19 protein-coding genes are annotated in these 20,798 nt (G+C 44.7%); 5 read left to right on the top strand and 14 right to left on the bottom strand.

The genetic code is table 11. The annotated features are described in order from the left end of the window. Nucleotides 1-22 precede the first annotated feature (22 nt). From BLS14_RS09525 to BLS14_RS09540, 4 genes are all read left to right on the top strand, one after another. Nucleotides 23-1,231 carry an MFS transporter gene (locus BLS14_RS09525; RefSeq protein ID WP_063563106.1) on the top strand — a complete coding sequence of 403 codons (1,209 nt, stop codon included), beginning with the start codon at nt 23-25 and terminating at the stop codon, nt 1,229-1,231. Nucleotides 1,232-1,321: 90 nt separating this feature from the next. Continuing rightward, nucleotides 1,322-2,560 carry an aspartate aminotransferase family protein gene (locus BLS14_RS09530; protein WP_090951288.1) on the top strand — a complete coding sequence of 413 codons (1,239 nt, stop codon included), beginning with the start codon at nt 1,322-1,324 and terminating at the stop codon, nt 2,558-2,560. Nucleotides 2,561-2,837: 277 nt separating this feature from the next. Further along, nucleotides 2,838-3,887 carry a zinc-dependent alcohol dehydrogenase gene (locus tag BLS14_RS09535; protein ID WP_063563107.1) on the top strand — a complete coding sequence of 350 codons (1,050 nt, stop codon included), beginning with the start codon at nt 2,838-2,840 and terminating at the stop codon, nt 3,885-3,887. Between the two features lie 71 nt (nt 3,888-3,958). After that, nucleotides 3,959-4,696 carry an HAD family hydrolase gene (locus tag BLS14_RS09540; RefSeq protein ID WP_072733338.1) on the top strand — a complete coding sequence of 246 codons (738 nt, stop codon included), beginning with the start codon at nt 3,959-3,961 and terminating at the stop codon, nt 4,694-4,696. Between the two features lie 102 nt (nt 4,697-4,798). Here BLS14_RS09540 and BLS14_RS09545 read toward each other — a convergent pair whose 3' ends face one another. The 4 genes from BLS14_RS09545 to BLS14_RS09560 all read right to left on the bottom strand — a co-directional run bounded on the left by BLS14_RS09545 (nt 4,799) and on the right by BLS14_RS09560 (nt 7,076). Next, complete coding sequence (locus tag BLS14_RS09545) at nt 4,799-4,981, bottom strand: YjfB family protein (RefSeq protein ID WP_024630505.1); 183 nt, start codon at nt 4,979-4,981, stop codon at nt 4,799-4,801. Nucleotides 4,982-5,296: 315 nt separating this feature from the next. Beyond that, nucleotides 5,297-5,557: a hypothetical protein gene (locus BLS14_RS09550; protein WP_090951290.1), complete on the bottom strand. Its 261-nt coding sequence runs from the start codon at nt 5,555-5,557 to the stop codon at nt 5,297-5,299. Between the two features lie 33 nt (nt 5,558-5,590). Then, on the bottom strand, nt 5,591-6,451 hold the full coding sequence (locus BLS14_RS09555) for a Cof-type HAD-IIB family hydrolase (protein ID WP_090951756.1): 861 nt from the start codon (nt 6,449-6,451) through the stop codon (nt 5,591-5,593). A 100-nt stretch (nt 6,452-6,551) separates the two neighbouring features. Beyond that, on the bottom strand, nt 6,552-7,076 hold the full coding sequence (locus BLS14_RS09560) for a GNAT family N-acetyltransferase (RefSeq protein ID WP_256336320.1): 525 nt from the start codon (nt 7,074-7,076) through the stop codon (nt 6,552-6,554). Between the two features lie 209 nt (nt 7,077-7,285). On the opposite strand from BLS14_RS09560, the gene BLS14_RS09565 reads away from it, so the two are divergent. Further along, nucleotides 7,286-8,446 carry a S8 family peptidase gene (locus BLS14_RS09565; RefSeq protein ID WP_072733339.1) on the top strand — a complete coding sequence of 387 codons (1,161 nt, stop codon included), beginning with the start codon at nt 7,286-7,288 and terminating at the stop codon, nt 8,444-8,446. A 122-nt stretch (nt 8,447-8,568) separates the two neighbouring features. Here the strand turns inward: BLS14_RS09565 and BLS14_RS09570 are convergent, their stop codons facing one another. The 10 genes from BLS14_RS09570 to BLS14_RS09615 form a co-directional block, all read right to left on the bottom strand. Continuing rightward, entirely contained in the window at nt 8,569-8,967 is a 399-nt protein-coding gene (locus BLS14_RS09570) for a RidA family protein (protein ID WP_072733340.1), read from the bottom strand. Between the two features lie 313 nt (nt 8,968-9,280). Continuing rightward, a complete protein-coding gene (locus tag BLS14_RS09575) occupies nt 9,281-10,723 on the bottom strand; it encodes a 6-phospho-beta-glucosidase (RefSeq protein ID WP_090951293.1) in 1,443 nt (480 codons plus the stop codon). A 34-nt stretch (nt 10,724-10,757) separates the two neighbouring features. Next, on the bottom strand, nt 10,758-12,668 hold the full coding sequence (locus BLS14_RS09580) for a beta-glucoside-specific PTS transporter subunit IIABC (RefSeq protein ID WP_063563112.1): 1,911 nt from the start codon (nt 12,666-12,668) through the stop codon (nt 10,758-10,760). A gap of 366 nt (nt 12,669-13,034) precedes the next feature. Next, nucleotides 13,035-13,874 (bottom strand): BglG family transcription antiterminator LicT, encoded by an 840-nt coding sequence (gene licT, locus BLS14_RS09585; protein WP_090951759.1) that lies wholly within the window; start codon nt 13,872-13,874, stop codon nt 13,035-13,037. A gap of 686 nt (nt 13,875-14,560) precedes the next feature. Then, nucleotides 14,561-14,866, bottom strand: coding sequence for a hypothetical protein (locus tag BLS14_RS09590; RefSeq protein ID WP_063563113.1), 306 nt, complete (start codon nt 14,864-14,866; stop codon nt 14,561-14,563). A 21-nt stretch (nt 14,867-14,887) separates the two neighbouring features. Further along, nucleotides 14,888-15,448, bottom strand: coding sequence for a DEAD/DEAH box helicase family protein (locus tag BLS14_RS09595; protein ID WP_090951295.1), 561 nt, complete (start codon nt 15,446-15,448; stop codon nt 14,888-14,890). A gap of 179 nt (nt 15,449-15,627) precedes the next feature. Further along, on the bottom strand, nt 15,628-16,716 hold the full coding sequence (locus tag BLS14_RS09600; protein WP_090951298.1) for an acyltransferase: 1,089 nt from the start codon (nt 16,714-16,716) through the stop codon (nt 15,628-15,630). Between the two features lie 151 nt (nt 16,717-16,867). Beyond that, nucleotides 16,868-17,395, bottom strand: a complete 528-nt coding sequence (locus BLS14_RS09605; protein ID WP_090951301.1) for a GNAT family N-acetyltransferase — start codon at nt 17,393-17,395, stop codon at nt 16,868-16,870. Between the two features lie 49 nt (nt 17,396-17,444). After that, the gene (locus tag BLS14_RS09610; protein WP_064637040.1) at nt 17,445-17,840 is read right to left on the bottom strand and encodes a VOC family protein; all 396 of its coding nucleotides are present in this window, start codon (nt 17,838-17,840) and stop codon (nt 17,445-17,447) included. A gap of 176 nt (nt 17,841-18,016) precedes the next feature. Next, nucleotides 18,017-20,728, bottom strand: coding sequence for an alpha-L-rhamnosidase (locus BLS14_RS09615; protein ID WP_090951304.1), 2,712 nt, complete (start codon nt 20,726-20,728; stop codon nt 18,017-18,019). Between the last annotated feature and the right edge of the window lie 70 nt (nt 20,729-20,798).

The following is a 20,798-nucleotide window of genomic DNA, read 5'->3' on the forward strand; positions in this document are numbered from 1 at the left end:
ATCCATCTTAGGAGGACAACTTATGAGAAGAATTTTCGCTTTAAGCTGCGGTTTTTATCTGTTAATCGGCATAACCAGCGTTGTACTCGGTGCACTTCTACCCGTTTTATTGACACATTATGAGCGTGGTTATAGTGATGGCGGATTTTTGTTGTTTCTGCAGTTCCTCGGTTTTCTTGTCGGGGTGCTCGTTGCTCCTTCCATGACTGCCCGCATCGGCAGAAAATCCATGTTAACCATCGCACTGATCTGTATTGTGGCCGCCTATGCCGTTCTCGGATTCTTGCCATCCTGGACTGTTGTTCTTCTTCTAACCATTATTGTCGGGTTTGGGTCTGGTATCATTGAGCCCTCCGTTGGTGCGTTTACGATAGAATTTACGGAAAATCAGAAAGCAGTAGCAATGTCCAAGCTTGATGTGTACTTTGCCCTCGGAGCACTTCTCATTCCGGCAGTCGCTGCCTTATACATTTGGCTGGATCTTTGGCATCTTACGTTTTATACCGTTTCCGCGTTATCCCTTATTCTCATGCTGTTATGGGTGACCATGCCCACCTCCGCCGCTTCTTATCTGAAACAAGCTGGTGAAAACACCGTTGGACATGCAACGGGCAGGGCCCAGTATTCCAGAAAACATATGGGGCTGCTCACCATCTTCGTCATCTTTTTCTTCGTTTACATGGGTCTGGAGTTAGGCCTGATGAACTTCCTGCCTTCCATCCTGGTCGAACGATTGCAGTTACAGGAGTCTGTCGCTTCACTCAGCGTATCCATCCTATGGATTGCCATGATTATCGGTCGTCTTTTTTCCGGAAAAATTGCTGAAGCTGTCAACTACATGCCTTTCCTGATCTGGAGTACGGTAGGTACACTTCTGTTCGCCGTTGCCATGGTGTTCGTTACGGGCCAATGGGCAACATACCTGCTAATCTTCGGAACCGGATTGTTCATGTCAGGGCTGTTCTGTATTGCACTGGTCTATGCCAACATTTTGATTCCGGGCATGACTGAGCGCACAACCAGCATCCTGATTGCATCAGGGGGTATCGGCGGCGCCATTCTGCAGTATGTAACCGGATGGAGCATGAGTGCATGGCCTGTAGTGAACACGATCTGGATTTTGGCCGGATTTTGTCTGATTTTGCTACTCACTCTCGTACTCTCTCATCTCTGGAATGTAAGGAACAGCGCCGTAAGTGGAACTCTCGCACATCAGAGTAAAGAGATTTAAACGTTGCTTCTTGAGAGGGGTGATGCCCGCGTAATCCGAAATTATTGATCTTCGTTCAGGCTAGTACATTACATTTATGGAGGGAATCGTATGCAAACCTTAACCAAAAACCGTTTCAGAACCGGACAAGGGATTAAGTTGATTGACGATGCAGGCGTTGAATATCTGGATGGTGTGTCCGGTACGTTCAACCTGTCACTGGGCTACAATCACCCGCATGTCGTGAGCAAAATTCAGGAACAAGTCGGCAATCTGACGCATATGTCTTCCTCCTTCACAGAACCGTATGTGGATGAAGTGCTCGATCATCTGATTGAATATGCTCCAAACGACATTAATGCCGGATGGATGCGGGATATTACGGGCTCAACCGCCAATGAATGTGCCACCAAAATTGCACAGAAATACACGCAATCCACAGACATTATCAGCCTGTACCTGTCCCATCATGGTCAGACCCAGTTTGCAACAGGCATTTCGGGAAATGCCTTCCGGCGGAAACGGTTTCCAAATTCGGCTGTTGCCAACTCCGTTCATGTGCCTGCACCATACTGCTATCGTTGCCCATTCAAATCCTCAAGCGGAGACTGCGGATATCAATGCGTTGAAGCTATCTCCGATGCCATAGAATATGCGAGTTCCGGCTCAGTCGCCTGCATGATTATTGAACCGATCCTCGGCAATGGCGGCAATATCATTCCTCCTGCTGGTTATTTCAAGCGCCTGCGTAAACTGTGTGATGAGTACAATATCATTCTTATTGCCGACGAAGTACAGACGGGAATCGGACGTACCGGGTATATGTTTGCCAGCGAACTGTTCGATATCCAGCCTGACATGATTACCCTTGCCAAAGGTCTCGGTGGTATCGGTGTGCCTGTTGCTGCGGTATTGATGCAGTCCCGATTAAATGTACTGGAAAAGCATGAACATTCCTTCACCTCAGGAAGCAATCTGATCTCTGTAACCGCAGCCAAATCTACCCTGGAGGTTGTATCCGAACCCGGATTCCTGGATGACGTGAAACGCAAAGGTGAAATTTTAGGTGGATTACTGCAAGATTTGGCCATGAAATATCCAAGCATTGGTGAAGCTCGCGGAGTCGGCCTGATGTGGGGATTGGAAATGGTGGGTGACAATAACGAACCGGATACGGATAAAACCAACGCCATTATCGACCGTGCCTTCACGGATGAGCATCTGATTTTAAGAGGATCACGTTACGGCTTCGGGAACGTAGTTAAGGTCAGACCATCGCTTACCACAACAGAAGATGAGTTGATTGAAATTGTAGAACGACTCGATTCGGTGCTTGCCAGCGTTCATTAATACGTTTCAATGCCATTGCTCGTAGTGGTCGTTTCGGTTACGAACCGTTCTTCTGATCGCTGTTATCCCTGGATTTTTTTGATTTCCCTTTTCCGAGGGAAAAATCCGTTGATAGCGTATGCTTCCGAAGCAGCTTTCTTTCAGAAAGCTTTAAGGCGAACGCTCCGCTTCTCCAGAATCGATTTCGTCCCCTTCACTACTTTCGTATCTTGTCAGAAACTGTTTTTAAAATGAATCGCTATAGTTACATTTCATATTATTATAAGGAGGTTTTAACATGTTAGCATTGGTATACAAATCGGCTTGGGATGTAGCGCTTGAGGAACGGCCTGTTCCAGAAATCGCAAGAGACAATCAGGTGCTGGTTCGAATCCGGGCAACGGGTGTGTGCGGTACCGACCTCGGTATTGTTAGTGGTAAATATCATGCGGTTCCTTCCGTTATTCTGGGTCATGAGTCTGCCGGGGAAGTCATTGCCGTGGGCTCTGCTGTAACGACACTGCAACCGGGCGACCGGGTTGTCATCGATCCTACCTATTATTGCGGGCAATGCGACATGTGCAGAACAGGCAGACAAAATCACTGCACACATAAGTCGGTTACAGAGACAGGTGTGAGTGCTGACGGTACATTTACGGATTATTATGTAACCGAGGATCGCTTTTTGTATAAATTGAAGGACCATGTGAGCTATGAAGAAGCGACCTTGACTGAACCACTGAGCTGCATGCTTACAGGCATTAATCAGATCCATCTGCTGCCGAATTTTAGAACGATTATCCTCGGCGCAGGGCCGATTGGTATTCTATACAGCTACGCCCTCGCTTCCAAAGGTGTCACTGGCTGTCTCGTCGATATCTCCGAAGAACGCCTGGCTATTGCAGGTTCGATTGCACCGGATCGCTGGGAGGTTCATTCATCCTTTGAAAATGCGATAGAGTCGCTGGCACCAACAACTAATCAGGTTGATATGATTGTGGATACGACAGGCGTTGTCGGCACACAAGTGCTCTCGCAACTCGCCAGCGGCGGTTATCTCATGCTGGTCGGTCTGAGAGATGGAAACACATCGTTCAATCCCAAGGAAGTTGTGGACCGCAGTCTGAAAATCATTGGCTCCATCGACTCCCTGGGTACATTCGCAACAGCACATTACATGATTGAGCAACAGATTATCCCGGCGAAAAAAATTATCACCCATTCGTTCCCGTTGGAGGATTACGAAGAGGCATTCCGCACGCTCGGCTGCGATATTCAGGGGCGCACACTTCAAGCTTCTTCACATGCCATCAAAGTGGTGCTGCAATCCAGCGGCTCCAGTATCTAATGTAGCAAGTTAATCATGATTGAGATAAATTAGAGATAATTGCTTACAGAATCCTGGAGGAGGAATACAACATGGTAGCAAACAAGGAGTTTGACGGGCTGGGAGAGTCGAAGGATGACAGCATTCAGGCGGTCATTTTTGACATGGATGGCGTACTGATTGACAGCGAACCGATTTATTTCGAGATTGAACGCAGCTCTTTTGCCCATTTTGGCGCAAAAATGACGGAGGAAGAACATCACACCTATGTTGGAGTTACGCTGGAATCGATGTGGCGGCAAGTGTTGGACAAGCACCAGTTGACGGCTACCGTGGAAGAAGCCCTCGCCTACCATCAACATAATGTGATGCAGACGATGCTGGCTCACCCGAAGCTGACAGCCATGCCTTCTGTGGAACGCTGGTTAAGCTGGCTGCATGAGCAGCACATTCCGATAGCCGTTGCTTCTTCATCTCCACGTGCACTGATCGATCTGATCATGGACAAGACCGGACTTGGAAAATACTTTGAGGTCCGAATGACAGGTGAGGAAGTCACGAACGGCAAACCGGCTCCAGATATTTTCCTGACTACAGCTGAAATGATTGGAGCATCCCCTTCGAACTGTCTTGTCATTGAGGATTCGCGCAATGGTGTTCAGGCCGCCAAAAGTGCAGGCATGCGCTGCATCGGATACCGTAATCCGGGATCAGGTGACCAGGACTTATCCAAAGCCGATCTTCAGATTTCCAGTTACGATGAGTTATGGACGCTCAAGGATACACTTCCGTTGGAAGGCAGATCGCCAAGCTTGTCGGAAATAAACTAAGACGAAAATAAACAACCCAAACGGCTTCAATTCAATGGAATTGGAGCCCTTTGGGTTTTGCTTGCTGCAAATTTAACGCGAGAACGCAAACTCAAATATCGTCTAGACCGAAATATCCAGACTTCCACCCAAATTAGGATGAGGAGCCGGAACCGACTTTAACATTTCTGTTAGTTGTTGACCTTGCTGCTCTGCCATGTCTTTCGACATTGACATAACTTGCAAGCTCGCCGACTGCGCCACTGAGACTTGACTCATAGCCATTGATAATGCTGCAATATCCATGTTCTGCACTCCTTTCGTTTTCTGGTCATAGGCATACCTATTTTATATCGGTCAGGTGGGAGGAAATATGTAATTCTCTCCTTCATGTCCATCAGCTTAACATTCGCCCCACCCTAAATCCCCTCGAAGATGCTATAACAATACAAAACATCAACCAATACGTATATGTTAAAATCATGAGGGAGGGTTGTTTATGAACGGAAAAAAATTTGTTATCCTTTTATCAGTCATCGCCGGACTTTGCATCGGATTATTTGGTGGATTTATCTACTGGGCCTTGTCCGGAGTCTAGAACATTTCTATGAAAAAGAGTCCCTAACCCAAATATTTCAATACCCCATCTATTTCCTTGGCTCTTAAGGTTACTTTGGCTAATAACTGTTCCGGCTGCTGGAAATCCTCTTTGATCTCTGCCATCATTTCCTTCAACATCTCTTCCAGTTGCGCTAGTGTTGTCTCTTTAGGTAAATTCCGAGTTCTTGCGATCTCATGTTTACGAAACGAATCATCGTACGATGGAACTGTTTCCTGACCGAATGCACTTATTTCTAGCTCAACTTTTATTCCTTCCGACATTGGTTTCACCTCTCCCCACTCATTTGAAGTTGATTAGGACTCAATCAATCCATATTTCACAAAACTGTGGTACAAACCATCTTCTTCAATAGTTCCAGTTATATCATCTGCAATGGCTTTGAGACCTGGCTTGGCATTGCCCATCGCAATCCCTACAGCACAATACTCCAGCATCTCCGCATCATTCATGCCATCCCCAATGGCAAGTGTATCTTCACGTGACATACCCAGATGCTCCAATAAATCTGCAATAGCAATGGCTTTATGAATGCCCGGGATCATCAGTTCACCGCTTCCTTCACCGAAGATGGGCACTGTGCACTGAATGACTTCAAATTTGCCTTCGAACTCCTGCTTGATTCGATTGAACGGAATCGTAGAGCTTTCCAGAAAACAAACTTTGTTTACGTCGTCCTTGTATAAATCGGCTTCACCATATGTCAAACCAGCAATAAACGGATGTGGCTTTTGTTCTTTTTTCGCTCTGGCACCGGGATCATTCTCTACATCCCCATAAATGCGACGTTCCAGATGAGATTGAAGATTGGCGCTGGCGTACAAAGCCGAATTGGATTCGAGGTAGAAGTCAATCTGGTGTTCATTGAAAAAATCGACCATATGTCGTACATCTTCTGCCGTTACCCTTTTGTGATACAGCACATCCTGACCGAATTCAACATATCCACCACCAGCACCGATCAGACCGTCAAATCCTACGTCCCAAATAGAATCATAGATTTCCGCCTTCGATCGTCCTGTACATAAATAAAGCAGATGTCCATTTTCACGTGCCTGTTTGCATGCCTGTTGTGCGGAAACCGGAATGTTACCGTCATCATCTACCAATGTGCCATCAATATCTATAAAAACAATTTTGCGATTCGTTGTGCTCATCTCGTATCCCCCATTAAAGTAATCCAAACGCATCACCCTATATTCCCCTTCGGTATCCGCAGTTCGTACATCAAAGCAAAAAAAGTCATAATTACTTATTTTATAGCAATTTGTCCATATGCGCCGTCTGCCAATCATCGTCCTGTTCCACTACAACCACATATCCCTGACGTTTCCAGAAATCCACGGCACCAGGCAAAAAGCGATGTGTATGCAAATACAAGGTTGTGTAGTGCAGCTCTGCCACCACTTTCTCCAGTTCTCTTACGAGGAGTGAACCGATACCGTATCTGCGATATTTAGAATCCACATAACATTTCACAATTTCGGCGGCAGACTGCTCAGGATATCGTCCATTCACAGCTTCGATACGCCCATCATAAGGCAGGATACCGATGGAACCCACGATCTCATTATCTTCCGTGACCGCAACTAGAAAGACAGTAACGGCTGAATCCAGATAATGTTCTTTGAATTGCTCCAGATCTACAGGTAATTCCTCATGATCCAGCATTGGAAATACTTCTTTGCGTACACGCATGGCAAAATCAATTGCATCTTTCATTTGGTGCTCTTGAATAGCTATCACTCTCGGTACGACCTGAAGCTGTGTCACAACATCCACATTCCTTATTCTTAGATTCGAGCCCGTTTCAGCTCCGTATACGAACCCAACGAAACGCAAGTTCGCTCTCTGCTTACAATTCTACCGAAATAAACTCTTCCTATCAATCTATCTAAACTCCTAACCAAAATAGCAGAAAGCCCGCGCGATTTGATAGGGTTCGCATACGATAAGGCGTGTCATCAATCAAATTCGAGGGGGAAGAACATATGTGGTTATCGCTTGGAATGTCTGCTGCAGCTCTGCTGGCAATTGGGTTCGTCTATCGTTATGTGGAAGATAAACTTGCCGCCAAAAAGTTTTATCCCCACGCACCCAAGCAGCTGTTAATCAAGTTCAAGGAAGGTACGACAGCTGACGAGATGCACACTCTGCATAAAAAAGCAAAATGCAACGTAGCCGAAACGTATGAAGATCTGGGCTGGTATCGCCTTGAATCAAGAAAGAAAATGCAACGTATGTTAAAACACTACAAGGATCATGTGCTCATTGAGCACGCTGAACCTAACTACTACCTTCAGGCATCGTTTACACCAAATGACCCGTTTTTCCCTTACCAATACAACTTGCAAAAAATCAATGCTCCTGCTGCCTGGGATATTTCCCAAAGTAACAGTTCGGTGAAAATCGCGATCATTGACACTGGTGTGCAGTTAAACCATCCAGAGCTCGCTGGCAAGCTCCTTCCCGGATACGATTACGTTGATTATGATAATATTCCCGAAGACGGTAACGGACACGGTACCCATGTAGCTGGAATTGCGGCTTCTATAACCAATAACGGAGTTGGCATTGCAGGTGTGGCACCACTCGCTTCGATTGTCCCGCTGCGTGTGTTGGATAACAATGGACAAGGTACAACGGGTAACGTCGGAAACGGACTTGTTTATGCGGCCAACAACGGTATTCAAGTCGTTAACCTGAGTCTCGGTGGACCAACGGGTGAAGCCTTTCTTCAGGCTGCCGTGCAATATGCATGGGATCGGGGCGCTGTCATTATCGCGGCAGCAGGTAATGATAATACTTCGTATCCGATTGTACCTGCATCTTATCCCAATGTCATTGCGGTAGCTTCAACCAATCCTTCCGACCTCAAATCGAATTTCTCAAACTACGGATCGTGGGTAGATATGGCTGCACCGGGTGATACCATTCTGTCCACATACCTGGGTGGCTCATATGCCTATCTAAGCGGAACGTCCATGGCCGCTCCCCATGTAGCGGGAGTAGCTGCATTGCTGGCTTCCCGTGGGAAAACTAATGCGCAGATTCGTGATGCCTTATGCTTCGCATCCGATCCCGTATCCGGCTCTGGTGTCTACTGGACATATGGGCGACTGAATGCCTATCAGAGTCTGCAAGTGCCATAACACAATTACATTCACTCTTGATGGCATGGATCATCGCCATTTCCGTTTCTCACGAATAAAGAAATCAAAAAAACCATGGGGCTTCTATCGAAGCTCCATGGTTTAAAGAAGTTTATTTGGTTCTACACTTTTGCTGCCCATATTTCGATTTCAATTTTAATTTCGGGTAGACCTAACTCCGTAATATATCCAATTGTCATCGCAGGATAATCCTGACTGAATAATTGTCCCCACTCAGCGTATAAGAAATCCCAATCGATCTTCTCCGTCGCCCATACGTTAACTTTGATAATATGTTCAGCATCTAAATGCTCGGATTCGAGTACTGTTTTAATATTATTGAATGTATTCGTGACTTGCTCATTCAGACCGTCCGGAAAGTGTCCGCTACGATCTGCTCCAATTTGACCCGACGTCACGAATAACTCTGCATTCCTCGGAATTCTTGTAATATGCGTGTACTGTCCTACAGGAGCTGGCATATTAGCTGGATTTTTTCTAGTAATTTTGTCGGTTTTCATGTTGATTACCTCGTCATTCTTAAGATTTTTCTGCGATATTCCCTAGTTTTCTTCCTCATTTGGGCACACTTCTCCCTTGGAATAGGTTCTAGAAAAAGACAGCAGTGGAGTATCCATATCCCGGAGATATAAACGCAAGTGATTTTTTCTTCATGATTGGATGCTCCTCCCTTCTTAAGTGATAAGATTCTCTTGATCTTTTCATTATATATATGAAACAAATTATGAGTCAAATTCATCCCTCATAAGCAAAGAGCAATCCCGTGTCAACGAGACTGCTCTTTGTAATATTCGAAAGGGACTACACCTGGAGTTAAAAATATTGCGCTCCATTATTGGCAATAACCTCTTTGTACCAATGGAAACTTTTCTTTTTCACTCTGCGAAGTGAGCCGCTTCCATCATTGTTCCGGTCTACATAAATGTAACCGTAACGTTTTTTCATCTCCCCTGTACCCGCGCTGACCAGATCAATCGGTCCCCAGCTCGTGTAACCCAGAAGCTCAACCCCATCCTGAATGGCTTCAGCCATCTCGGCAAAATGACGATTCAGATAATCAATGCGGTAATCGTCTTCAACGATGTCATTGTCTAGTAAAACATCCGTTGCACCAAGCCCATTTTCCACAATAAACAATGGTTTGCCATAGCGATCATACAGCTGGTTACAGGTAATTCGAAGACCCTTCGGATCAATCGTCCAGCCCCATTCGGAAGCTTGAAGATACGGGTTCTTCACTGAACCAAACACATTACCTTCGGTCGAATCCTTCAAAATCTCCGGATCGGTACTTGTACAGCGGCTGGCGTAATAACTGAATCCGATATAATCGACTGTATTCTGCATGAGAATATCTGCATCTTCCGGCTGCATATCAATCACAATTTCGTGTTCTCTGAAGAAACGCTTCGTATACCCAGGATACGCTCCTTTGGACTGAACATCGATAAAGAAGAACGACTCCCGATCCTGCTCCATGGCTTTCCATACATCGTCTGGATTGGAAGTGTACGGATAGACCATGCCTGCTGCTAGCATGCAACCAATCTGCGCACCTGAAATGATCTCGTGACAGGCTTTCACAGCCAAAGCACTAGCAACCAATTCATGATGCGCTGCCTGATAGAGAACCTGCTCTTTATTCTCACCTTCCTGGAGAACAATACCCGCTCCAATGTACGGAAGATGCAGCAGCATATTGATTTCATTAAACGTCATCCAGTATTTCACCTTGTCCTTGTAACGATCGAACAATGTCTTGGCATAAGTCTCAAAGAAACCAATCATATTACGGTTCTTCCACCCGCCATACGTTTCGACCAGATGTACAGGGACATCAAAGTGACAGATTGTGACCACAGGTTCAATATTGTACTTCAATAATTCGTCGAAGACATCATCGTAAAACTGCAATCCCGCCTCGTTCGGCTCAGCGTCATCGCCATTAGGGAAAATCCGTGCCCAGGCTACAGAGAGCCTGAAGCACTTGAATCCCATTTCCGCAAATAGTGCGATATCTTCTTTGTATCGATGATAGAAATCAATCGCTTCATGCGAAGGATAAAACTCGCCATCTTTGGGCTCATATGAATTGAGATTTCCCAAAGCAATCGGGAAGCGATTAGCCCCCGTGGGGATCAGGTCAACCGTAGTTAACCCTTTGCCACCTTCAAGATAGGCTCCTTCAAGCTGGTTCGCGGCCGTTGCTCCTCCCCAGAGAAAATTCTCCGGGAAGGCTGTTAATTTTTTATACATTCACGTCTACCTCCTATCCATAATGAACGTTCATTTAACCGAGCACTGTAAGCAATTTGTCTTTCTCTTTCACAGATGCATCCTTCGTGCCTACTACATCCAGATAATTGGACGTGTTCGTAATAATAATCGGTGTAACCGTCTCATATCCGGCATCCTTGATCGCTTGCAGATCAAATTCCATGATCAGATCGCCCACATTAACGCGGTCGCCATCTTTTACATGAGCTGTGAAATGCTGACCTTTCAATTGCACAGTATCCTGTCCGATATGAATCAGCATCTCAACACCATCATCAGTGACAAGTCCAATGGCGTGTTTGGTGCGATATACCGTTTGTACGACACCCATGATTGGAGATACGACTCTGCCGCTGGTTGGACGAATCGCAATCCCTTTACCCATATGCTCTCCTGCAAAGGTAACATCATTGATCTCTTTCAGTTCAACCACTTCACCAGCCATTGGGCTGAAAATTTCATATCTGTTGTTCGGGTTTGGATCAAGTACAGGTGTTGGCGCTGGAACTGCGTCTGCTTTGTCTTTGAAACCAACAACATACGTAAGAACAAAACCAAGGATGAACGCAACCGCTGTAGCTACAAGAGCCATGTAGAACCCGGAATCAACGCCTGTTTTTGAGTTGATGAAGGTCGGATAGCCGAATACGCCAAGTCCGCCAAACATGTACATTTTCGATCCGAATAATCCTAGAATTCCGCCTCCAATACCACCTGCGATACAGCTCATGATAAATGGTTTTTTCAGTGGAAGTGTCACACCATAGATGGCTGGCTCAGTTACACCGAAGATCCCCGAGATGAAAGCTGGAATACTTAATGATTTCAATTTGGCATTTTTGGTTTTTAACATAACGGCGAGTACTGCACCAATTTGGGCAAAGGAAGCGGCGAAAGACATCGCAACCACTGGGTCAGAACCGGACGTACTCAGGTTCAGAAGCATGACTGGTACGAGTCCCCAGTGAAGACCAAACAATACAAACACTTGCCACAAACCGCCAATGACCAAACCTGTAACGAGTGGGCTTAATTCATAGATTCCTGTTGCTCCCGCACCAATCAATTGACCTGCCCATGTGGATATTGGACCAATTACAAGGAATGTTGCAGGAACGATAACCAGCAGTGTGAAGAATGGAACCAGGAACGTACTAACCACTTTAGGAATAACATTTTTGAAGAATTTCTCTATTTTCACTGCAAAGAATGTAGCGATAATGATCGGAATAACTGATGATGAGTAATTCATCAGGATTACAGGAATACCCAAGAACGTAATGTGAATTGGTGATTCAAATAATGTACCTGCGAACAACGTATACAGTGGATCACCCGCAGTCAAACCGGACAGCGTAGGATATACGAGTGTAGCTCCAATCGCCATACCGAGGAACGGTGAGCCGCCAAATTTTTTGATGGCCGTATAACCCAGGAATACCGGGAAGAAGTAGAACAGACAGTCGCCCGTTGCATTCAGCAGATGGTACGTACCTGATGTGTCCGCTATCCATCCGAAGGACAAAAACATGGCTGTAAAACCTTTGATCATCCCCGTCGCAGCCAGCAGTCCAAGCAGCGGAGTGAAGACACCAGAAATCATATCAATAAAGCGACTAAACAAACTCCCCTTGTTACCAGAACTTTCCTGTTCTTCTGGAACCTGGCCCTCAGCAGGCAGATTACCAGCTTTTACAACAGCTTTATATACATCCGGCACTTCATTGCCGATTACGACCTGATATTGTCCACCACTCTGCATGACGGTAATGACACCCGGCAGATTTTTAAGTTCTTCCGTTTTAGCAACGCTTTCATCTTTGAGTTTAAAGCGCAATCTCGTTACGCAATGGAATACACTGTTTACGTTTTTAGCTCCGCCTACACCAGACAAGATGTCTTTGGCCAGTTGATCGTAGTTCATAGTAATTCTCCCTCTCTAAGTAGACTCCCGATGCTTGTGAAACAAAGAAAACCTGAACTACTGAACATACACAACGCACCGAAAAATCCGGAAACAAGTCGTGATATTCAGCAATTCAGGTTTTGCCCTTAACGGTTGCAACCCTGTAAGGCTGTACACAGCGATATTCAGTTGTAGCATTAACAACTTCATCTTAAAGTAAGTTGCAACCCATCTTTACGGACCCAGAGTGGTCGGAAGTATCGGAATTGCCTGATTGAACAGTTACAACCCGATTGATGTATGCGCTTACTTTATGGATTCATAATATAATAACTTCTAATCTTTTGCAAGCGTTTTTTTAAGAATCTTTATTTTGTAATATCGTTACTCTGAAGTGGCATGCACCACACGCTCAATATGAATGGTTAAATACATCATTTCTTCGTTAGTCAGTTGATACGTGTAGTTATTTTCAATGAATTTTCTAATCTTCTCCGAGCACTTGTGCGCTTCAGGATATTTTTTCTGAATCATCTCGAATAACTCATCGTCGTTGTTGCTCTTATAATGCTTGCCTTTTACCAGCCGTTGGGCGAAAAACTTCAGATGAGTCACAAATCGATAATAATTCAATGAGTTCTCGTCAAAGTCCATTTTGAAATGATATTTGATGATCGTCAAAATCTCCTGCATGACCTGAGTCATGCTTCGGATGTTAGGCATCTCTTCGTTAAGTGCTGCATTTACAAAATGAAGTGCCATAAACCCCGCCTCATCTTCCGGCAAAAGCACACCAAACTGATCACAAATCATATTTAACGCTTCCAGCCCTACCTCATATTCGTCCTTGTAGAGCTGCTTGGTCTCCCACAGCAGTCCATTACGGATGGGCAGATTGTTACGATAACGTTCAATGGCAAAATGAATATGATCCGTCAGATGTAGATAGATACTCTCGTTTAGCTTTTTCCCAAGCTTCAGCTTGGCATAGGCAATAATCTCTTCAGACACTTTCATGTATTCCAGTGGTATGCTCGCGATTAATGCCTTGAAATTTTCCTGAATATTTTCATTCTGTAAAGTAAATATCTTATCAATATGCTGCTCCGACACCTCATCGCCGGCTCGCTTATGAAAAGCAATTCCCCGGCCAATAACGATGACTTCACGTTCATCTTTAATCGCAACTACAGCATTATTGTTTAACACCTTCTCGATCTTCACTTTATCCACTCCAATATACAGAAAAAGGCAAACCGTGCCTTCCATGAGGTCACTGGCCTTGCCCATTTCACTTCAATGTTAACTATATGTGCGTTCATGGTATTACATTTTTCTACATTGTGCAACAAAAAAATCGATGATGCTTTCCACCTAAAAAAACACTTTCTGAAGGCATAAATGAATCTGTTTATCTGCTTTGTATTTTTTTCTGTTTGCGAATAATCATTCTGTATCTATCTACCTTCCCATTATAAGTACTCCCTTAGCATGACATCTTATCCAGGGAATTATACTTGCACCCAGAGCTCCAGATCCAGAATTTCAATACCTGTCTGTATTAGATCTGTATCATTCAGCCTATTCCTCGCCTTCCACTTCGTCCATTAATAAGCCAAAATTTATAGATACGTTCATGAACATTTTCGCGCCAGTTCAGATAAAAAGTGCTTGCACTTATTCACTATATTTTGGCTAATATGCTTCTTGAAATTCTGTTGAATTCGGATCATAAATAAACAAAAAAGCCCTCCTTAGAGGAGGACTTAATGTGTCCGAATGATGAAAAATTGCATACAAAAAAATTAATTATCATTATTTCGTCACGCTTTTCTCACTTTTTTGCAGACATATATCATCTCTCGAATCCATTGGCACTCTATTTCTTCATTTTTCGTGTAGTCGGTTCATCATGATTTATTCTTTTTGCTTTCCTTCTCCAGTTCTGCTTCGATTCTTCGATTAATGATCTTCAACTGGTCCGAATCCAAGTGTTCGATATCCGTTAACTGTTTATCGATCTGGTACTCTTCCGCTTCGCCCTTGTGCATCAATCCTAGATGATGCTTGATGGATCGAATATCCTCGCGCATACTCATGGTCTGACGATAATTGTCTGCAACAAGTGCAAATATAATCGCGCCTGCCAGAATCGTACCATATGGCATCAGAAGACACAGAACAAATCCTACTATTAAAGCCAAAATGATATACATGCTTTTCCCCTCCACTTTCAATTACAGTTTGAATCGTTCTTGGATTAGCTGTGCCACGTCTTTCGGGCTCTTGTCAGTGTTATTAATCCGAATATAATGCTCATGCGTAATTTCTCCAGGCTCGGAGTTCAATCGATATTTCTCCATACTCGAAAGCAGATCCTGCTCTGACCATTCGACATTACGCTTCGTTGCTTTGTGCAGCAGCCGATATGGGCTCTTGTTACGCTCCAATCGTTCCGCCAGATCAGCCTCCAGTTCAACATAACATACCTCTGCACCTCTGGACTCAAACAACGCACAGACTTTGCAAATGTACTCCCAATCCTCTTTCATATCGAATGCCCACACAAATGTAAAAATCAAACCGGGCAGCTCGCTCTTCGCCACTTCTTCAAAAATCTCCTGACGGAACAGATTAACAAGTCTCTTTCCTTGAGGTGTACCATAACTGAAATAAGGTGACACCAATTCAATCGTCATATGATTGTGAAACAATTTCAGATCGGTGATCTTCTCCAATTCCTGACCCACCGTCATTTTCCCTACAGCCTGTGGACCAAAAATAATGATGAACTTCATTCCACCACTCCTGACATTAACAACATGTATTCCATTACTTGAATTTTATGGACATTAGTCCATAATAACGCCTCTTCGACAAATAAAAAAGAGATTTCAAGTCACCCGCTGAATGTTCAGGGCTTGAAATCTCTTTTTCGGTTTTACTTTATATTCATCGTTACACAGTCTGCCAAACGTTAACGTCCGATCAGAACCCATCCCCACTTCATTCGACGAAGTCCCATGGCAATAATCCATGAGAGCAAAATCGCCACAACATAAGACAGCATAATACCAAGACTGAAGTGTGGGGCGAGTTCCACGGTGAGTTCTCTTCTCCAGAACAAGAGCACTAATGGGTGTATTAAGAATACACCAAACGCCACCGTACCCAAAGAGTTCAGAATGCGAGTTGTCCGATTAGATCCATTCTGTTTCCATGCACCTATTCGTTCACATACGATCAGTAAGAGTAAGCAGGCTGAGAGAGTAAACAGATTACGGAATAGAAATAGCAACGTATAGGTTAGCGCCGGAGTTGCGGCGAAAGCCGTTTTTATATAAGTATTACCGTAAATAAACACTGCTCCTCCGCTCAACAATGCAGCAATCAGCACATAACGGTACGAGAACAATTTCTTCAAAGCCGCATCGAAGTTCAACCCAATCCATGCACCGAATCCAATAACAATTAGGTAACTGGGCAGCAAACTCCCCATCCGTGAGAAATGAAACTGCAAATGCAACGCGTAAAAAACAGCCTGCGTAGCAATAAAGAACAAAGGTAAATATTGATTAAACAAACGATAACGTGTTAACGATAGAAGTAGTGGAAACACCACATAAAATTGCAAAATAATCAGAAAAAAATATAAATGCGTGTGTGCAGTACCGGTTAACAATTGCTCCGAGAACTGCTTCACATGTGCCAGAGGTTCTTTGCCTGCTAGCCATTGTTTGACGATAAAATAAATGAGTGACCAGGCCAGATAAGGCACAAAAACATAAAATAATCGCTTTTTATAAAAAGCGGGCATCCAGCCCTTTTCCTTTATCTTGGAGCTGTAATTGTAGAACAACACCAATGAGGACAGAAACAGGAATGCAGGTACGGCGAATTGCAGAAAGCTGTTCCAAAAATAATAAAAGTTATGATCCAACGTGTGCTTGGGATAATGTGCAACTGCTGTTGAAGTCGCATGAATGGCGACCACTGCCATAATTGCAAAAGCACGATAGAGATCCAGATACTCAATACGCCGGGGCCGATTAACCGGTTGATTCATAATAAAACCTCACTTATGCCTGATAGGATGATAGTTTCCGGCCGCAATCCAGATTCTAACCTTTATTTTAATCAGCAGACGTGGGTATTACAATCATGATCTATATTATTTTTGTTAAATTACAACAAGATTCAGCATTATTCGACATTAGCTATTTACCTATCCAGAACCGCTCAACGATATTCCCGTCAGGTTCTACATAGTCTTGATCCTGGATGCCCCCGTTACGAAGAATAACTCTTCTGGATGCCTCATTATGTGCGTCACATACGACTAATACTTTGGGAATCCCAAGATCTTTGGTAATTTCCAAGGAAAGCTTGAGGATCTCTGCACCGTATCCGTTTTGCCTCTCGCCTGGACGAATTCCATAACCAATATGCCCTCCGCTATGGAACAGCTTCTCATTCAATTCATGTCGTATATTTACGACTCCAACAACTCGATCACTCTCCGTCACGAGCCAGTATGTACTGTCCCTAACCCAGCCCTCAGGAATATCGATGCCTTGTTCACTGCGTTCCAAAAAAGCTAACATCTCTTCAAAAGGATAGGGCTCTTTCGAAATGACCCACGGTACCATTGATTCTCCGCTTGCAACCCAGTCTTCATAAAATGCTGCATACGTTTCTTTATATTCAGCTGAAGGTTTGACTAGTCTAACTTTTTCTTTGCTCATTCTAAATACGTCCTCCTTACTCATATTGATATTGCTATGCTCCTTCACCCTAATATACTAATTCACAGTCATGATGCTCCCAGACGTCGAACAGATTACCGTCCAGATCCTCGAATGTAAAGAACTTTCCGTATATGCCCTCATCACTAACTTTGCCAACACGAACTTGACTAGCAGTGAGTTCAGTATGGAGTTTAACGATATCGTCTGTAAAAAAGGTGATGACCCATCTCTTCTTCTGCTTCACTTGAAATACGGCTCTGGATTCATGATCACTTTCAATCAGATCGAGAATTGGTCTATTGTCTCTAAAGAGGCTGATATAGCCTTCTCTTGGCTGTCTAATATTAAATCCAAAATGGTTCACGAACCATGCTGCTGACTGCTCTACATTTGTTACAGGAATGACATTGTAGGCAATACCTAGAATTTTTCCAGTCGTCAACTTTATCTTTCTCCCTTCATTGCATTAATATTGTGGTCCTCGTATCAAAATGAAGAAAAATTTCTCTGTCCAAGTAAAAAAAAGAGAACCTGCGTGTGCAGATCCTCTACTCGGTCCAGCTTTCGCTATTATATTAGTTCACGATCCTGCTTGCTTATTCCTCTAATGCACACCAGTTATACTGATTCCACCTGTTGTGCGTGCACTTCCTGATCTGCTTTAATTACCTTGTATGTGAATTGATAGCTTCCTGATCCCAGAGCAATTCGTACATCTGATCCCTGCGTTTGAATTTCGTGAATGTCCGCTACTTGGTCCACAGCTTTTCCGTTCTCCAGAACTGTCTGTACATCTGCTCCAGGAAGAAGGAGCGTGCCTGTCGTATTGGCAGGAATGGTCACACGAACCTCCATCTCGTTATTATCGCGGCGATACCAGTTGGATGTGACAGAACCGTACATGGTCTCGAAACTCGCTTCGACCCACTCCAGTCCTGGTCCTGGTTTGGGCTCGATGTGTACGATGCGGAACCCGGGCTGTTGCTCATCTGTGTTAATTCCGGCAACATAACGATATAACCACTCCCCTATGGCGCCGTATGCATAATGGTTGAAGGAATTCATGTCTGCACTCCACAGACTGCCATCCTCCCTGATTCCGTCCCAATGCTCCCAAACCGTAGTTGCACCTTGTGTCACTTGATATAACCAGGATGGATAGTCTTCCTGAAAGAGCAGCGTATAGGCCAGATCATGATTTCCCGTATCACTCAATACCGGATTCAGATAAGGTGTTCCAACAAATCCGGTGGTTAAGTGGTTTCCAGCGTCCGCAACCAGTTTTCCCAACTGATCAATGGTACGTTTCCGAGCTGCAGAATCCAATAGGTCAAAATGCAAAGCAAGTACATGGGCAGTCTGAGTGGGAACTGCAAGTTTGCCCGCAGGTGTCACAAATTCATCTTGAAAGGCAGCAACAATGTTGTCATGCAGATTATCAAAATAAGTTACATCTTCCGCTTTCCCTAACACCTCAGCCGCCTTCCGTGTTAGAGAAACAGAATAGGCGTAGAATGCAGTTGCTACGAAATCCTTATCTGTAGCCCCAATATAGCTGTCCGGCTTGGAATCCAGCCCGAGCCAATCCCCGAAGTGGAAGCCAGTATTCCACAAGTAAGGATTCTCTCCTTGAGCATGAATGTAATTAATCCAGCGCTTCATGCTGTCATATTGCTCGGCCAACAGCCTGACATCACCGTACATCTCGTAGATCGTCCATGGACAGATCACCGCGGCATCCCCCCAGGCAGCGGAAGAATGATTCGTATCCCCCCATCCGTCTGACGTGGAACTTCTCAAATCAGGAACGTAGAAAGGAATGCCTCCATCCTCCCCCTGATCCGCCTGCAGATCCCTCAGCCATTTGGTGAAAAAAGGCGCCGTATTCATCAGGTATGAGGATGTTCGTATAAACATCTGCGCGTCTCCCGTCCAGCCCAGCCGCTCATCACGCTGCGGACAATCTGTCGGAACGTCAACGAAATTCCCTTTTTGCCCCCACAATATATTGTGATGAAGCTGATTCACGAGTGAACTGGAGCTTTTGAAATCACCGGTTCGTTCCATATTGGAATGCATAACTACACCTGTGAAATCCTCGAGCCGAATCTCGTCTGGGAATCCAATCAACTTCACATAACGGAATCCCTGAAATGTGAAACGTGGCTCGTACGTCTCCACTCCACCGCCTTTTAGGGTATAACGAATGCACTGCGTTGCCCCACGCAGGTTTTCAGTGTAGAAATTACCCTGATGATCCAATATCTCGGCATGTAGCAACTCAACCGTATGACCCGTTTCACCCTGAATTCTGAATCTCACCCAACCGACCATATTCTGTCCCATATCCAGCACACGTTCCCCCAGTGGAGTTGTAAGCAAAGCGATAGGTTTAATTTGCTCTATTGGCGTTACGGGAACGTTCTCTTGTGCAATAATAATCTCCTTCGAGTAATCCAGCACACGTACTGGCGACCATTGGACTGAGGATGAATCTTGCCATTCGGATTCCATACGTGCATCATACGTTTCCCCCATATAAATGTCCGAACTGCGAATAGCGCTGGGGGAACTCTTCCAGTTTCGATCCGAAATAATACGTTCTTCTGAACCATCGGTATAATGAATATGAAGTTCCAGCAGCAAACCTGCATTCGTTCCGTATATCTTCTGCTTTTTCTCCCATCCCAAATGTCCTTTGTACCAGCCATCTCCCAGATAAGCACCGAGTATATTCTGTCCATTCTGAAGCCGATCGGTAACATCATAAACCTGATATTGCAACCGCTTACTATAACTGGTCCAGCCCGGGGTGAAGTACGCTTCGCCCACTCGCTGATTATTCAGATGAAGTTCGTACAATCCAAGTGCAGTCACATATATTCTTGCCGAAGCTACAGGCTTTTTCAGTTCAAACAAGGTACGCAGCCGTGGGCAAGACTCATCCTGCTGAGAGGAAGGATCGACTGTGATCCACTCCGCCTGCCAGGCATCTTCACTACCCATGAATCCCGTCTCGAAATACGCTATATCCGACCAGTCCGATTCATCTCCTGCACGATCCCAGGCACGAATGCGATAATAGTAGCGGGTTCGTGCTTCAGGCACCCAGTAGTCCAGTTCAACATGAATGGATTGATCAGAGCTCTTTTTGCCGGAATCCCATTCAAACTGAGCAAAATCTTCCGTCCGTGACAACTGAATTTGATAATCTGACTGTACACAATTTCTGTGATCGGATTGCAAATGCCAGCTTAATCTGGGTGACGTGATATCTAGTCCAATCGGATTTATTCTATACTCACAACGCAGATGACTTACGGTCAACATCAGAGAAACATCCCTTTCCATCGTGGTTTCCAATTCAAGGTTACGATATAATTATATCGATTCTGTGATC

The sequence above is a fragment of the Paenibacillus sp. OK060 genome, from assembly GCF_900101205.1.
GTDB classification, from domain to species: domain Bacteria; phylum Bacillota; class Bacilli; order Paenibacillales; family Paenibacillaceae; genus Paenibacillus; species Paenibacillus marchantiae.

What these genes read in the sequence shown, in the direction of transcription:
- BLS14_RS09525 (WP_063563106.1), top strand. Translation starts at nt 23, where the DNA reads ATGAGAAGAATTTTCGCTTTAAGCTGCGGTTTTTATCTGTTAATCGGC.
- BLS14_RS09530 (WP_090951288.1), top strand. Translation starts at nt 1,322, where the DNA reads ATGCAAACCTTAACCAAAAACCGTTTCAGAACCGGACAAGGGATTAAG.
- BLS14_RS09535 (WP_063563107.1), top strand. Translation starts at nt 2,838, where the DNA reads ATGTTAGCATTGGTATACAAATCGGCTTGGGATGTAGCGCTTGAGGAA.
- BLS14_RS09540 (WP_072733338.1), top strand. Translation starts at nt 3,959, where the DNA reads ATGGTAGCAAACAAGGAGTTTGACGGGCTGGGAGAGTCGAAGGATGAC.
- BLS14_RS09545 (WP_024630505.1), bottom strand. Translation starts at nt 4,981, where the DNA reads ATGGATATTGCAGCATTATCAATGGCTATGAGTCAAGTCTCAGTGGCG.
- BLS14_RS09550 (WP_090951290.1), bottom strand. Translation starts at nt 5,557, where the DNA reads ATGTCGGAAGGAATAAAAGTTGAGCTAGAAATAAGTGCATTCGGTCAG.
- BLS14_RS09555 (WP_090951756.1), bottom strand. Translation starts at nt 6,451, where the DNA reads ATGAGCACAACGAATCGCAAAATTGTTTTTATAGATATTGATGGCACA.
- BLS14_RS09565 (WP_072733339.1), top strand. Translation starts at nt 7,286, where the DNA reads ATGTGGTTATCGCTTGGAATGTCTGCTGCAGCTCTGCTGGCAATTGGG.
- BLS14_RS09570 (WP_072733340.1), bottom strand. Translation starts at nt 8,967, where the DNA reads ATGAAAACCGACAAAATTACTAGAAAAAATCCAGCTAATATGCCAGCT.
- BLS14_RS09575 (WP_090951293.1), bottom strand. Translation starts at nt 10,723, where the DNA reads ATGTATAAAAAATTAACAGCCTTCCCGGAGAATTTTCTCTGGGGAGGA.
- BLS14_RS09580 (WP_063563112.1), bottom strand. Translation starts at nt 12,668, where the DNA reads ATGAACTACGATCAACTGGCCAAAGACATCTTGTCTGGTGTAGGCGGA.
- BLS14_RS09590 (WP_063563113.1), bottom strand. Translation starts at nt 14,866, where the DNA reads ATGTATATCATTTTGGCTTTAATAGTAGGATTTGTTCTGTGTCTTCTG.
- BLS14_RS09595 (WP_090951295.1), bottom strand. Translation starts at nt 15,448, where the DNA reads ATGAAGTTCATCATTATTTTTGGTCCACAGGCTGTAGGGAAAATGACG.
- BLS14_RS09600 (WP_090951298.1), bottom strand. Translation starts at nt 16,716, where the DNA reads ATGAATCAACCGGTTAATCGGCCCCGGCGTATTGAGTATCTGGATCTC.
- BLS14_RS09605 (WP_090951301.1), bottom strand. Translation starts at nt 17,395, where the DNA reads ATGAGCAAAGAAAAAGTTAGACTAGTCAAACCTTCAGCTGAATATAAA.
- BLS14_RS09615 (WP_090951304.1), bottom strand. Translation starts at nt 20,728, where the DNA reads ATGTTGACCGTAAGTCATCTGCGTTGTGAGTATAGAATAAATCCGATT.